At 73.2% G+C, this 14,059-nt stretch carries 11 protein-coding genes; 4 read left to right on the forward strand and 7 right to left on the reverse strand.

Annotated elements, in window-relative coordinates; all coding sequences use genetic code 11:
* The 3 genes from ACYVIP_RS41150 to ACYVIP_RS41160 form a co-directional block, all read right to left on the reverse strand.
* On the reverse strand, window positions 1-1,464 hold a 1,464-nt coding region (locus ACYVIP_RS41150), incomplete at its 3' end, for a hypothetical protein (RefSeq protein WP_460406519.1).
* Window positions 1,461-2,132, reverse strand: a complete 672-nt coding sequence (locus ACYVIP_RS41155; protein WP_460406520.1) for a response regulator — start codon at window positions 2,130-2,132, stop codon at window positions 1,461-1,463. The genes ACYVIP_RS41150 and ACYVIP_RS41155, both read right to left, overlap by 4 nt.
* Window positions 2,123-2,659 (reverse strand): hypothetical protein, encoded by a 537-nt coding sequence (locus ACYVIP_RS41160; protein ID WP_460406521.1) that lies wholly within the window; start codon window positions 2,657-2,659, stop codon window positions 2,123-2,125. Before ACYVIP_RS41160 ends, ACYVIP_RS41155 begins: the two co-directional genes overlap by 10 nt.
* 203 nt (window positions 2,660-2,862) lie before the next feature.
* Between ACYVIP_RS41160 and ACYVIP_RS41165 the strand changes: the two genes are divergently transcribed.
* Window positions 2,863-3,375, forward strand: a complete 513-nt coding sequence (locus ACYVIP_RS41165; protein ID WP_460406522.1) for a sigma-70 family RNA polymerase sigma factor — start codon at window positions 2,863-2,865, stop codon at window positions 3,373-3,375.
* A 207-nt stretch (window positions 3,376-3,582) separates the two neighbouring features.
* Here ACYVIP_RS41165 and ACYVIP_RS41170 read toward each other — a convergent pair whose 3' ends face one another.
* On the reverse strand, window positions 3,583-4,965 hold the full coding sequence (locus tag ACYVIP_RS41170) for a cation:dicarboxylate symporter family transporter (RefSeq protein ID WP_460406529.1): 1,383 nt from the start codon (window positions 4,963-4,965) through the stop codon (window positions 3,583-3,585).
* Between the two features lie 127 nt (window positions 4,966-5,092).
* Here ACYVIP_RS41170 and ACYVIP_RS41175 point away from each other — a divergent pair, with 127 nt between their 5' ends.
* From ACYVIP_RS41175 to ACYVIP_RS41185, 3 genes are read left to right on the forward strand one after another with little or no spacing between them, the layout of a single operon-like run.
* Window positions 5,093-6,688, forward strand: a complete 1,596-nt coding sequence (locus tag ACYVIP_RS41175; RefSeq protein WP_460406523.1) for an ATP-binding protein — start codon at window positions 5,093-5,095, stop codon at window positions 6,686-6,688.
* On the forward strand, window positions 6,685-7,386 hold the full coding sequence (locus ACYVIP_RS41180; RefSeq protein WP_460406524.1) for a response regulator: 702 nt from the start codon (window positions 6,685-6,687) through the stop codon (window positions 7,384-7,386). Before ACYVIP_RS41175 ends, ACYVIP_RS41180 begins: the two co-directional genes overlap by 4 nt.
* 38 nt (window positions 7,387-7,424) lie before the next feature.
* Entirely contained in the window at window positions 7,425-9,287 is a 1,863-nt protein-coding gene (locus ACYVIP_RS41185) for an Hsp70 family protein (RefSeq protein ID WP_460406525.1), read from the forward strand.
* Between the two features lie 9 nt (window positions 9,288-9,296).
* Here ACYVIP_RS41185 and ACYVIP_RS41190 read toward each other — a convergent pair whose 3' ends face one another.
* Genes ACYVIP_RS41190 through ACYVIP_RS41200 form a run of 3 tightly spaced genes read right to left on the reverse strand, consistent with a single transcriptional unit; the run spans window position 9,297 to window position 13,943 of the window.
* Complete coding sequence (locus ACYVIP_RS41190; RefSeq protein WP_460406526.1) at window positions 9,297-12,311, reverse strand: AAA family ATPase; 3,015 nt, start codon at window positions 12,309-12,311, stop codon at window positions 9,297-9,299.
* On the reverse strand, window positions 12,296-13,162 hold the full coding sequence (locus ACYVIP_RS41195; protein ID WP_460406527.1) for a hypothetical protein: 867 nt from the start codon (window positions 13,160-13,162) through the stop codon (window positions 12,296-12,298). The genes ACYVIP_RS41190 and ACYVIP_RS41195 overlap by 16 nt, the downstream gene beginning before the upstream one ends.
* Window positions 13,163-13,193: 31 nt before the next feature.
* Entirely contained in the window at window positions 13,194-13,943 is a 750-nt protein-coding gene (locus tag ACYVIP_RS41200) for a hypothetical protein (RefSeq protein WP_460406528.1), read from the reverse strand.
* Window positions 13,944-14,059 lie beyond the last annotated feature (116 nt).

Consider the following 14,059-nt stretch of genomic DNA (forward strand, 5'->3'; position numbering starts at 1 on the left):
GACCGCCCAGCGCAGCCGGTGGTCGGCCGGCAGGCCGCGGACCAGCGCGGTCATCGCCACCACCGCCCGGCGGGCGGCGAGCACCGGGCCGCGCGCGGCCAGCGCCGCCGCCACCGCCCCGACCTCGCCGTGCTCGACCAGCAGCACCCGGTTCCGCCCGCCCCGCACCACGGTCCGGAACTCCGGCGTCGGCGGGGTGTGGCAGAGCACGGCGTCCACGCCGCCGCGTGGGCCGTCCTCGGCCAGGAGCTCCTCGGCCAGGGTCCGGTCGGCGGGCGCGTCCACGACGAACACCGAGACGCCCGCGGTCTCCGGGACCCGGGCGGCGGACCCGACGACGGCGAGCCGGGGCGGGATGGTCAGCCGTTCCGCGACGGCGTCCCAGTCCGCGCGCGCCGGCAGGGCGCCCGCGACGTCCTGGCCCGCCCGCAGCACGTCGCGCACCCGCCGGTAGAGCGCGCTGCGCTCGAAGCCGGCCACGTCGGCCAGCGGTGGCGCCACCGGTTCGATCCGCTCGGCCAGGCGCACGGTGACCACCGCCGCGCCGTCGGCCACCCGGCAGGCCAGCTCGCCGCCGAGGACCGCGAGCCGCTCGATGTCCTGGCCGAGGGCGGCGCGCAGCTCCGCCTCCCCCGGTCCACCCGGCGCGTCGATCCTGGCAAGCAACGCGTCGTCGCGGCCGAACGTGACCGTCACCGGCCGCGGGGAATCCTTGCCAGCCAGCAGGTTCAGCGCGGCCGCGACCGCGTGGTAGAAACCGGACTCCAGCTGCCAGCCGACCCGGCGGCCGAGGTCGCCGGCGAAGGTGACCGGGCGCGGCAGGGTCGCGGCCAGCTCGGCCAGCGCCGCGCGTGGCCCTCGGTCGGGCAGCATCGCCGGGAACACCCCGCGCACCACGACCCGGAAGTCGTCGATCACCTTGTCCAGCACCTCCTGTGCCGTGGCCAGTCCGCCCTCCTCGACCGCGCGCAGGGACCCGCGCACGGCGTCGAGGTCCCGCGAGGTCGTCGCGGTGATCGCCAGTACCAGCCGGTGTCGCTCCAGGTCGCGGACCTTGGCCAGGCGGGTGCGGGCGGTGCTCAGCTCGGCGCGCAGCCTGCGCGCCCGCCGGTCGGCCGCGTCGCGCTCGGTGCGCAGCCGCGCCAGCCGGGCGGCGACGCCGACCCAGGCTGCGGTGTCCCTCAGCAGCGCGCGCGCCCCGTCGTCCCAGGTTGCCGGCTCGAGGACGAACACCGAACCGGCCGAACCGGCCGGCTCCACGCCGACCGCGCCGGCGACCTCGGCCAGGCCGGCTGGCCACGACTCGACCACCGCGTGGCCGCGCTCGGTGGGCACCGCGAACGCGACCTGACCGCCGACGTGCTCGGCGAGGTTGCGCACGAGCGCGGCGGTCAGCCGCGCCGGCGGTTCGGCCGCGGCCACCTCGTGGGCCGCGCGGCCACCGGCGAGTGCCCGGCGGCTCACCCCGAGGATCCGTCGATCCGCCGCGCGTGCAGGTAGGCCAGCACGGCGAGCACGCGGCGGTGGTGCACGGTGGCGTCGCCGGGCAGGCCGAGCTTGCCGAAGATCGCGGCGATGTTCTTCTCCACCGCCTTGGCCGAGATGTACAGCTCGCCGGCGATGGCGTTGTTCGCCCGGCCCTCGGCCATCAGCCGCAGCACGTCCAGCTCGCGCTCGGTCAGCCCGGCGAGCGCGTCGTCCCCCCGGCCGCCGCCGTGCACCAGCCGCCGGGCCAGCACCGGCTCGATGACGATCTCCCCGGCGGCGATGCGGTCCAGCGTGTCGCCGAGCACCCGCACGCCGGCCACGCGTTCCTTGAGCCGGTAGCCGATCCGCTCCGCGCCAACCTCCAGCACCCGCATGAGGTAGTGCGTCTCGGCGTAGTGCGACAACAGCAGCAGGCCGACCTCGGGGCACAGCGCGCGCACGCGGTCGGCGGTGTCCAGGCCACCCTCCGGGCCGGGGGGCATCCGGATGTCCAGGATCGCGACGTCCACCGGGTCGGCGGCGACCGCGGCGATCAGCGCGTCGCCGTCGGCGAAACAGCCGGCGACCTCGTGCCCGGCCGCCTCCAGCAGCAGGACCATGCCCTCCCGGAACAGGGCGCCGTCCTCGGCGATGGCTACCCGCACCGCAGCACCGCCCGGTGCGCGCGCCTGGCGGAGCCGCCTGGCTGCTGATCGGTGATGCTCACCCGAACGATCCGCCGTCCCCGCACCCGCACGCGCACCACGCTACCTGGCCGCAACGTGTGGAAGTGGTCGGCGACCAGCAGGCCCGCCCGCGACCGTGCCTCCGCGCCGAGCTCGCCGCCCGGCAGGTCGAGCAGCAGCCGCAGCCCCCGGCGTTCGGCAACGGCCAGCAGACCGGGCCCGAGGCCCGCGCTGGCCAGCACCGGCGGGTAGATCCACGAGCCGACGCGGCGGAGGTCGTCGAGGATGCCGGTGACCCGGTGCTGGGCGTCCGTGAGCCGCGCCGCCATGCCGGCGTCGCCGGTCGTCGCCGAGATCACGCCCAACTCCAGGGCCAGCGCGGAGATGTCGGCGACCGCGCCGTCGTGCAGGGTCCGCTCCAGGCCGTAGCGCAGCCGCACGGCGGTGCGGTTCGGCGGCCGGAGCAGCCCTCTGGTCGGGGCGGTCCGGCGGAGCCAACGAGCCATGCGGTGCACCACTCAAGCGTTGTGGCAACGCCGCCGCGCGACAAGGGTGCCGCCCCTCGCCGGCGGGTAGGGATATCCCTACGCACGAACGCGGGATAACTCCCGGACGAGGAGGGATAGTCCCAGCGACTTCCGCGCCGGAGAACGCGACGCTGATGCCAACGAAACACAGCGAAGCACAGCGAACCGGGGCGAGGGTACAGATGGCCAGCATCGAGCTCGAAGACGTCATACGCACCCACGGCGACGCGCTGTTCAGCCATGCCAGGCGCCTGACCAACGGCGACCGGCACGCGGCCGAGGACGTCGTGCAGGAGACCTGGGTACGGGCCTGGCGCAACCTCGACCGGCTCACCGAGAACCTCGGCTCGGTCCGCGGCTGGCTGATGCGGGTCGCGCACAACATCGCGGTCGACCAGCACCGCGTGCGCCGGGCCCGGCCAACCGAGGTCGAGCTGCCCGACCACGACCTGGAGTACGCCGCGGTGTCGGCGCCGGCCAGCGACGAGGTGGAGACCAGGGTCGTGGTCAGCGCGATCCTCGACCTGCTGTCCCCGGTGCACCGGGACACTCTGGTCGAGGTCTACTACGCGGACCGCACCGCCGCCTCGGCCGGCAGGGCGCTCGGCGTGCCCGCCGGCACGGTGAAGAGCAGGCTGCACAACGCGCTGCGGACGTTGCGTGACTTCGGACCCGACACCCTGCTCGTGGCCTGACCGGTCCGTCCCGACAGCTACCCGAAAGCCCGCGAAGGGCTTTCGGGTAGACCTCGTGCCCGAATCCGCCCTGACCGACCGCCACCCGGCCGGCCGCGGGCTACGTTGGGTTTCCACGACGACTTCGGCGCAGCGAAGGGGTTGTCCGCCCATGACCGGGAACGCACGACGGCACGGGCCGGCGCACCGGCCCGTGCCGCCCACCGCCTACTTCGCCGCGGTGTCCACGAGTTTCGCCTCCCCGGCGGGGTCGCCGGCGGCGCCGTGGTCGTCGATGAGCGTTCGCTCGTCGAAGGGGTCCTCGCCGGCCAGGACCTGGTTGGCCTTCTCCTTGTCGAACTCCTTTGTCCAGGTGCCGACCAGGATGGTGGCCACCGAGTTGCCGGCGAAGTTGGTCAACGCGCGGGCCTCGGACATGAACCGGTCGATGCCGACGATCAGGCCGACGCCGTCGACCAGTTCCGGCCGGTGCGACTGCAGGCCGCCGGCCAGCGTGGCGAGTCCGGCGCCGGTGACCCCCGCCGCGCCCTTCGACGCGATCACCATGAACAGCAGCAGCCCGATCTGTTCGCCGATCGACAGTGGCGCGTCCATGGCTTCGGCGATGAACAACGTGGCCATGGTGAGATAGATGGCGGTGCCGTCGAGATTGAAGGAATAGCCGGTCGGCACGGTGATGCCGGCGACCGGTTTGCTGACCCCGAGGTGTTCCATTTTCGCGATCAACCGGGGCAGCGCGACTTCGGAGGACGAGGTGGAGAGAATAAGCAGGAACTCTCGGGAGAGATAGCGGAACAGGGAGAGAATGTTCATGCGGGCAACCAGCCAGAGCAGTGTGGACAGGATGCCGAACACAAACAACAAACACGTCGCATAGAAACCGACCATGATGATCGCGAGACTCTTCAACGCGTCCACGCCGGTTTCGCCGACCACCGCGGCGATCGCGCCGAAGGCGCCGATCGGCGCCACCCACATGATCATCGCGAGAATGCGGAACACCAGCCGCTGGATGTGCTCGACGCCGCGCCGGATCGGTTCTCCCCTGGTCCCGATGGCCTGCAGGGCGAACCCGGCGAGCAGCGCGATCAGCAGCGTCTGCAGCACCGAGCCCTCGGTGAACGCGGACACCAGCGTGGCCGGGATGACGCCGAGCAGGAACTCCACCGTGCCCTCGGCCTCGGCGACCTGGCCCTGACCTGCCTCGCGGACATCGCTGGTGAGCTGCAGGCCGTCACCGGGGTGCAGGATGTTGCCGACGACCAGGCCGATCACCAGCGCCACTGTGGACATGGCGAGGAAGTAGCCGATGGCCAGCGAGCCGACCTTCCCGACCTTCGCCGCCTTGGTCACCGAGCCGACACCCAACACGATGGTGCAGAAGATGATCGGGCTGATCATCATCTTGATGAGGTTGACGAAGCCGGCGCCGAGCGGTTTCAGTTCCTTGCCGACCGCCGGCCACACCAGGCCGATGAAAATACCGAGCGCGACCGCGACCACCACCGCAATGTAGAGCAGGTGGGTTCGATCGCGCCGCTGCGCCCGAACTGGTTGATCCTTTGTGGCAGACACGGAACCTCCTGGCATGGTCTGGTTGGCAGTATCGTCCACGCCGATATGAGCTGGGTCACGTTTCTGTTCATTACGTACACAAGTCAGGCCCATTAATCCCTGATCCGTGCGGAAAACCTTGCTTTCCCGGCACACTGTGGCTATGAAACAAAGTGGTGCGCGTCGGGGCTGGAGCCTCGCGCGACAACTGCTGGTTCTGCAGGTGATCATCGTGGTGTTTCTGGTGGCGGCCGGCGCGGTGCTCGTCTACTTCGATGTGGCCGACCGCGTCGAGTCGTCAAAACGGGAGGAGGTGGTGTCGGTGGCACTGACCATCGCGGACACGCCGACCGTGGTCGACGCGGTGCGTACCCCGAACCCGAGCGCGCTGCTCCAGCCCTTCGCCGAGCGGGTGCGCGCGGACACCGGGGTCGACTTCATCACGATCATGGACCGGACCGGTCGCCGGTTCACGCATCCGGACCCGGCCCGGATCGGTGAGCAGTTCCTCGGTCACGTCGACGAGGCGTTGGCGGGCAGGGTGTTCACCGAGACCTACACCGGCACGCTCGGCCCGTCCGTGCGGGCGGTGGTACCGGTGCTGGCCGGCCGGCAGGTCGTGGCGTTGGTGAGTGTGGGGATCACGTTGGACGCGATCGCGGGGCAGGTGCGGAGTCGGATGGTGCCACTGGTGATCGTGGCGGCGGTGACGCTCGCGGTGGGAATGGCCGGCACGTATCTGGTGAGCCGCCGGCTGGCTCGCCAGACCCACGGGTTGGGCCCGGCCGAGCTCGGCCGGGCGCTGGAGTACCACGAGGCGATCCTGCACACGGTGCGCGAAGGGCTGCTGCTGGTCGACCAGGCCGGCCGGGTGACGTTGTGCAACGACGGCGCCCGCGACCTGCTCGGTCTGACGGGGGTGGTGGAGGGCAGGCTGTTGACCGAGTTGGGGCTGCCGGCCGACATGGTGGCCAGCATGGCGCCGGACCGGGTCACCCGCGACGAGATCCAGCTGACCGACCGCCGGGTGCTGGTGGTGAACTGCGCGCCGGTGGTGTCCGGGGACCGCTCCAACGGCATCGTGGTGACGCTGCGGGACCACACGGAGCTGCAGGCGCTGACCGGCGAGCTGGACTCGGTGCGCGGGTTCGCCGAATCGCTGCGCTCCCAGGCACACGAGGCCGCCAACCGGCTGCACACGGTGGTGTCGCTGGTCGAGCTCGGCCGCCACGCGGAGGCGGTGGAGTTCGCGACCGCGGAGCTGGCGGTGGCCCAGCGGCTGACCGACCGGGTGGTGGACGCGGTGTCCGAGCCGGTGCTCGCCGCGTTGCTGCTCGGCAAGGCGGCCGAGGCCAACGAGCGCGGGGTCGAGTTGGTGATCACGCGGGAGACCGAGATCGACGACACCGTGCTCAGCGACACGCTCGCCCCGCGCGACCTGGTCACCATCCTGGGCAACCTCATCGACAACGGGCTCGACGCCGCCCTCGACGGGGGGACCGCGCCGAAGGTGTACGTCACCGCCCGCACCGACAACGGCCGGTTGGTGCTGCGGGTCGAGGACACCGGCACCGGCCTGGCCGCGGGCGACGTCGCGTTCGACCGCGGCTGGTCCACCAAGGCCGGCGGCCGGGGCATCGGCCTCGCGCTCGTGCGCCAGGCCGTCCGCCGAGGCAACGGCACCATCGACCTCACCCACGGCGAGCGGGGCGCGGTGTTCACCGTGCACCTGCCGACGACCCTGGCGGCCGCCCCGTGATCAACGTGCTCGTCGTCGAGGACGACCCCGTCGCCGCGGACGCCCACCGCCTCTATGTCAACCGGGTCACGGGCTTCGCCGTCGCCGGCGTCGCGCACACCGCGACCGGCGCCCGGCGCGCACTGTCCCGAACGGACATCGACCTGATCCTGCTCGACCAGTACCTCCCCGACGGCAACGGGTTGGACCTGTGCCGCGCGCTGCGCGCCGACGCCCGGCTCATCGACGTGATCATGGTGACCTCCGCCCGCGATCTCGCCGTCGTGCGCGCCGCGGTGTCCATCGGCGTCGTCCAGTACCTGCTCAAGCCGTTCACCTTCGCCACCCTCCGGGACAAGCTCGAGCGCTACGCCCGGTTCCGCCACGGCGTCGACCACCGGACCCACGTAGAACAGTCCGACGTCGACCAGCTCCTGGCCACCCTGCGCGGCACCGAGGGCACCCAACTCCCCAAGGGCATGAGCCCACCGACCCTCGACGCGGTCATCACCACTCTCCGGGCGGCGAAAGAGGGACTGTCCGCGACCGCCGCGGCCAACGCGCTCGGCATGTCCCGGGTGACCGCCCGCCGCTACCTCGAGTACCTGGCCGAGGTCGGCATGGCCGTGCGCGCGCCGAAGTACGGCCAGGTCGGCCGGCCAGAACTGCACTACCAGTGGTCCAGCACACCTGTCAGCGCACCGGGGTGGTCGCGGTGACTTCCTTTCCCTTTCACCAGACAGGAAAAGACGAAACCATGTGGTACGGAGTCGGTATTGACCTTGGGACCTCCTTCACGTCGGTCGCGGTGAGCGGACCCGGCGGGACACGAATGGTGCCGATGGGCCAGGACGTGATCGTCCCGTCGGTGGCGTACTCGGCGCCCGGCGGCTCGCTGCTGACCGGGACGGCCGCGCTGGCCGCCGCGGCCGATCCCGCGCTGGTCGTCCGCAACTTCAAGCGCAGACTCGGCGACCCGACGCCGCTGGTGATCGGCGGCACCGCCTACTCGCCCGCCGCGCTGATGGCCGCCCAGCTGCGCGACGTGCTCGCGCACGTCGCTACCGCCATGGGCGCCCCGCCGGCCTCGGTGGTGCTGACCTGCCCGGCGATCTGGGGGCCCTACCGGCGCGAGCACTTCACCGAGGTGCTGCGGCTGGCGAACGTGACCGACTACCGGCTGGTGACCGAGCCGGAGGCGGCGGCGACGCACTACTCCGGTGAGCGCAGGCTCGGCGACGGCGAGGTGGTCGCGGTCTACGACCTCGGTGGCGGCACGTTCGACACCACGATCCTGCGGATGCGCGCCGGCGGCATGGAGATTCTCGGTACGCCGGAAGGCATCGAGCACATGGGCGGGATCGACTTCGACGAGACGGTGTTGGCCCACCTGGACGACCAGCTCGACGGCGCGATCAGCGACCTGAGCCCGGCCGACCCGGCGGCGGCCCGCGCGCTGGCCGACATCCGCGCGCTGTGCGTGCGCGCCAAGGAGGACCTGTCGGTCGAGCCGGATCTGCGGTTGTCGGTGCCGCTGCCCACCGGGCCGAGGGAGGTGACGATCAGCCGGCTCGAGCTGAACGAGATGATCAGGCCGTCGGTCCGGCTGACCATCGACGCGTTGCGGCGCACGATCTCCTCGGCGGGGTTGACCGCCGAGGACCTGTCCGCGGTGCTGCTCGCCGGTGGCTCCTCGCGCATTCCGCTGGTCTCCCAACAGGTGTTCGCGGAGTTCGGCAAGCCCGTGCGGGTGACGCTGCACCCGAAGTTCACCGTGGCGCTGGGCGCCGCGGCCGTCGCCGCGACGCCGCGCCCGGTCGTCTCACCACCACCGCCACCGGCACCGCCGGTGCTGGCCCCGGCCGACCCGAGGACCGCCCAGCCGGCGAGGAAGTCGTGGCCCGCGCCGGCGATCGCGGCCGCCGTCGCGGTGGTCGTCGCCATCGTCACGACCCTGCTCATCACGACCAACACCGATGACGCACAACTGAACGCGATCACGTCGATCGACCGCAGCGCCGGCACGAGCGACACCGGATCGAGCTCCGCCGCGCCGGGGCCGAACGCCGCGAAGGCCATGCGGGTCTACGACAGCGCACCGGTCGATCCGTTCACCGGGTTCATCGGCGACGCCGCCAACTGGGCCGGGGTGGAGATCCCACCGAACGGCGCCACGCAGGCCGCGATCACCGCCACCCCCGACGGCCCGGCGGGCATCCGGGTCGCCTGGGCGGGAGACCTGCCGGGGCAGTTCTATCTGCAGACCCCGAACCACCCCAACGACCTCAGCTCCTATGTGGACGCAGACGGCGCGCTCGTGTTCGACGTGGTGGTGCACACGCCACCGGCAGGCGAGGCCTCGGTCCAGGTGCACTGCGGCCACCCGTGTGCCGCCGAGCTGCCGGCCACGAAACTGTTCCGGGAGCTGCCCGTCGGGCAACGGTCCACGGTCAAGATCCCGCTGTCGTGCTTCGTCACCGCGGGGCTGAACCCGTCGATGGTCGACACCCCGTTCCTCGCCTACTCGACCGGCACGTTCGACGCCACCTTCGCCGACGTGCGCTGGGAGGGCGGCGCCGGTGCCGACGGGAACGCGACCTCGTGCGCGGAACTGGTCTGAGCGGGCGGCTCACCCGGTTCGCGGTGCTTCCGGCACGTCCTGGGGAACCAGCACGCACAGGTCGTCCATGGTCGGCGCCGCCAGGGTGCGCGTGCGCCGGGCGTGGCGGGCGATGGCCTGGTCGAGCAGCTGGCGCGCGTAGCGGCCGTTGCCGAACGACTCATCCCGGGGCATCGCGGTGAAGTGCGCCCGCAGCGCGGCGATGGTCTGCCCGGTGCACTCGTAGCCGACGTCGTCGGCGAGCTGGGTCAGGATGGTGACCAGTTCGTCGGCGCTGTAGCCGGCGAAGCGCACCCGGTGGGAGAACCGGGACGACAGACCGGGGTTGGCCGACAGGAACCCGGCCATCTCCCGCTCGTAGCCCGCGGCGATCACCACCACCTCGTCGCGGTGGTCCTCCATCAGCTTGACCAGCGTGTCGATGGCCTCCCGGCCGAAGTCGTGGCCGGCACCCCCGGCGCCGGCCGACAGCGTGTACGCCTCGTCGAGGAACAGCACGCCACCACGGGCGCGGTTGAACGCCTCGGTGGTCCGGTGGGCGGTGTGTCCGACGTACTGACCGACCAGGTCAGCACGGCTGACCTCGGTGACCTGGCCCTGCGCCAGCACACCGAGCGCGGCCAGCAGCGAGCCGTAGAGCCGGGCGACGGTGGTCTTGCCGGTGCCCGGCGGGCCGGCGAAGATCAGGTGCCGGCTCAGCGGCGGCACCGGCAGCCCGGCGGCCTGCCGCTGCCTGGCCGAGGCCAGCAGGTCGACCATGGCGGCGACCTCGGCCTTGACCTCGGCCAGCCCGACCAGTCCACGCAGCGTGCCGAGCAGTTGTTCGACCCGTTCCTCGTCGACCCGGCCGGCACCCGCGCCGACCGCCGCGCCCGGCAGCGGGCCGAGGTCGGCCGGCAGCAGCCTGGTCAGCGACACCGCGGTCGCCGAGTCGTCCTCGGCCAGCCGGTAGGCCTGCCGGCCGACCATCTCCTCGAACACCTTGCGCGCGGTACGGCCGTTGCCGAACTCGGCGTCGCGGGGCAGGGCGGTGAAGTAGGTGTGCAGCGCCGAGCGGGTCTCGAACTCCAGCCGGTAGTCGTGGCCGAGGCACAGTCCCTCGACGATCGTGACCAGTTCGGCCGAGGAGTAGTCGGCGAACTCGATGGTGCGGGAGAACCGGGACGACAGGCCGGGGTTGGCGGCCAGGAACCCGCGCATGTCGTTGGTGTAGCCGGCGACCACGACCACCACGTCGTCGCGGTGGTCCTCCATCATCTTGACCAGCGTGTCGATGGCCTCGCGCCCGAAGTCCGGCCCGCCGCCGCTGCCGTTGCCGGCGGCCAGCGCGTAGGCCTCGTCGATGAACAGCACGCCACCGAGCGCCTGCTCGAACCGCTCCGCGGTCTTGATGGCGGTGCCGCCGATCACCGCGGCGACCAGGTCCGGGCGGGCCACCTCGACCAACTGCCCCTGCCGCAGCACGCCCAGCGCGGCGAGGATGCGGCCGTACAGCCGGGCGACCGTGGTCTTGCCGGTGCCCGGGGCGCCGGCGAACACCAGATGCCGGGACAACGGCGGGGACGGCAGCCCGGCCGCCGCGCGACGCTCGGCCATCTGGTGCAGCCGCACCAGGGTCTCGACCTCGCGTTTGACCCCGTCGAGACCGACCAGTCCGGCGAGCTCGGCGAGCAGCCGCGCCAGCTCCTCCCCCGTGGCCGACGGCTCGGCCGGCGGCCGCGCCGGCTCGTCCACAGTGGACTTCGGGGCGGCGTCGGCGGGCCCGCGGGTGTTCTGGCCCCGGTTGTGCTCGACGCGGCAGTCGCGGATCTCCACCGGCTGGTCGCTGAGCACGACCACCCCGTCGCGCAGGTTCTCCCGGACCGAGCAGCCGACGATCTCGCCGCCGGCCTGCCCGTGCCAGGCCGCGCCCGTCGCGCACTCGCGCACCTCGCCGCCGTCGACCGACAGCCGCGCGTGGCCGCGCGCGGTCAGGCCGGTTTTCGCGGCGCCCACCACGCGGGAGTCCGACACCCTCACCTCGGCCTGTCCCTCGGCGACCACGCCGTCGCCGGCGCCGCCGGTGATCTCGCAGCCGGCGAGCCGGACCGTGGCGTCCCCGCCGGCGAGCACCGCGTCGTGCGCGGTGCCGGTGAACACGCACTCGGACAGGTCGGCCGAGGAGCTGTCCAGCACCTGCAGCGCGTGCCCCCGCGCATCCGAGACGACCACCCGCTCCAACTCGACGGCCGCGTCCTGCACCACCACGATCGCCTGCCCGGTGGTCCGGTCGATCCGGCAGTCCCGCAGCACCGGTCGCGACCCGCCGGCGGCCAGTAGCGCCACACCGTCCACATCGGACACGTCGGTGTCGATGACGGTGAGCTCGCCGTGCTCCTCCACCACGATCGCGGTGCCCCCGACACGCTCGACGCGACACCGCTCCAGCACGCCGTGCCCGTGGTCGGCGGCGAGCATCGCGCCCTTCGCGTCGGCCACCACGCAGTCCACCAGCGTCGGCGCGCCACCGGTGCGGGCCACCACCGCGGTGCTGGCGACCGGGCCGAGTCGACAGCCACGCAGCTCGGCGCGGGCGCCGTCGAACACCAGGACCCCGGCGCCGCCGGTGTTGCGGATCTCGCAGTCCCGCGCCCGCAGCTCGGTGCCGCCGCGCACGACCAGCGCCACCTCGGAGTCGGCGGCCAGCACGCACTCGTCCAACGCCAGCTTGCCGCCGCGCAGGTCCACCGCGACCTCGCCGCCGCCGTGCGCGAACTCGACGCCGGACACCGCGACGTGCTCCACGCTGACCCGCAGCACCGGGTCTCCGGTCGCCTCGACGCGCACGTCGCCCGGCGACCCCGAGCCCGACAGCGTCACCTCCCGGTCCAGCACGATCGACTCCGCGTACACGCCGGGCCGCACGGAGATCACGTCGCCGTCCCTGGCCGCGGCGATCGCGTCGGTGATGGTGCGGAAGCAGTCCGGCTCGGTCGGCGACACGCCGAGCATCGAGCGGACACCGGTCGTCAGCCTGCTCGCCACAGCGGGGTCTCCTCGTCGGTCGGGGTCAGCGCCGCGCGCACGCGGTAGCGGTCGAGTGGACTGAGCCGGCCGCCGGGTGGGCTCGTCGCGGCGTGCGCGGCCAGGTCGGCGTCCGGCGCCAGCCGGTGGCGGTCGAGGTAGTACCGCGCGGCCGCCGACCACACCCAGGTGCCGTCGGAGCGCAGGTCGGTCGGCACCGCGCCGGCGGTGCCGGTCAGCAGGTCGGGCAGCCGGACCTCGGCGGCGAGCACGACCTCGCCGCCGGCCAGGAAGTCCAGCAGCCGCTGGCACTCCTCGGCGTCGACCACCAGTTCGTGGCCGGGGTCGAACCACGGCCCGCCATCGGGCGACGCGCCGTCGAACGTGCGGGCCACCCGCACCGGCGCGGCCGGCGCCGCCGACCACAGCGGTGTCGCGGCCAGCAGCGCCGACTCGTGGTAGGCGGGCAGCGGCGTGTCCGGACCGAACGTCTCGACCCTCGGGGTGCCCGTGAGCGCGCGCTGCACGGCGAGGGTCACCGCCGGCAGGTCGCCGTCGGCCTGCACGAGGTAGACCCGGTCGGTGTCGTCCCGGGTGGTCGCCCAGCACGCGGTCGTGCCGGCCCACGCGGCGACCGCAGCCACCACAGCCACCACGGCCCGGTCCGCTTCCTCGTGCCCGCTGGTGTCCGGGGTGAACCGGAACGCCCGGCCGGTGGACCGCCGCGCCGGCACGGTGGCCAGCGCGCCGCGCAGTTCGGCCAGCCGGCCGGTGTCGCCGTCGGCGACCGTCTCGCGCGCGATGGCCAGCCACCCGTCCGGCGCGTGGCCCGCGAGCGCGAGCAGTGTCCGGTGGGGGTCCGAGTCGTCCATCTGTTTCCCTCATCTCCGTCAGGCTCGTGGGTCAGGCCGCTGGCAGCGGACCGAACCAGCGGTCGTCGGGGGGCGCCGGGTCCTGGGTGTTCGCGCGGGCGGCCGCGGCGGCGCGGAGCCGGGTGAGCGCGGCCTCGCTCGGCAGGCCGTCCTCGGCGAGCAGCACCCGGCGGACCGCGCCGGGTTCGACGGCGAGCACCCGCAGCCGGGTGTGTGCCGGCAGCGCGACCTCGCCGGCCAGGTCACGGTCCTTCTGGTGGCCGATGAGCAGGCCGTCGATCCGGCGCGCGGTCGCCATCCAGATCAGCGCCTCCGCCGGGCCAAGCGACCCGGTCCTGGTCGCCGGGGCGGCGACCACGGGCGCGCGCAGCCGCAGCACGGTCTGCGGCCGGACGTCGGTGTCGGCCGGGATTCCCCGCACCACAACGGTTCTCGCCGTCGGGAGCCGGCGAAGCCCACCCGCGAGGCAGATCTGGAAGTCGGCGTCGTAGCGCTCCCCCGGCTCCTCGGCGAACACCCGCACGACGGCCAGCTCCGCGAGCAGCGCCGCGGTCTCGCCCGGCCCGGCGCGCAGCCCGGGGCGTTCGGACAGCAGTCGGGTGACCGCGCGGGTCGCCACGTCGTAGCGGGTGCCCAGCCGGCCGCGCACGGCCTGCCGCTGCTGGGCCGTGCTGCTGGCGTCGGCGGGCACCTCGACGAAGACCGCGCCGGCGACCACGGGCAACGGAGAGTCCACAGTGGACACTGTGGGCACAGCGGACACGGTGGATGCCGTGGGCACAGCGGACACCGTGGGCACCGTGGCGGTGGCGACCGGCGCGGGCAGCGCGCGTGGCGTCGAGTCCTGGCCGGCGACCGGCGCGGCGGCCGCCGGGGCCACCACCGGCACCGCGGTCG

The organism is Actinophytocola sediminis (assembly GCF_054779715.1).

Excerpts from the sequence above, each read along its gene's own strand:
- ACYVIP_RS41185 (WP_460406525.1), top strand. The coding sequence starts at position 7,425 with ATGTGGTACGGAGTCGGTATTGACCTTGGGACCTCCTTCACGTCGGTC.
- ACYVIP_RS41195 (WP_460406527.1), bottom strand. The coding sequence starts at position 13,162 with ATGGACGACTCGGACCCCCACCGGACACTGCTCGCGCTCGCGGGCCAC.
- ACYVIP_RS41160 (WP_460406521.1), bottom strand. The coding sequence starts at position 2,659 with ATGGCTCGTTGGCTCCGCCGGACCGCCCCGACCAGAGGGCTGCTCCGG.
- ACYVIP_RS41170 (WP_460406529.1), bottom strand. The coding sequence starts at position 4,965 with ATGCCAGGAGGTTCCGTGTCTGCCACAAAGGATCAACCAGTTCGGGCG.
- ACYVIP_RS41165 (WP_460406522.1), top strand. The coding sequence starts at position 2,863 with ATGGCCAGCATCGAGCTCGAAGACGTCATACGCACCCACGGCGACGCG.
- ACYVIP_RS41175 (WP_460406523.1), top strand. The coding sequence starts at position 5,093 with ATGAAACAAAGTGGTGCGCGTCGGGGCTGGAGCCTCGCGCGACAACTG.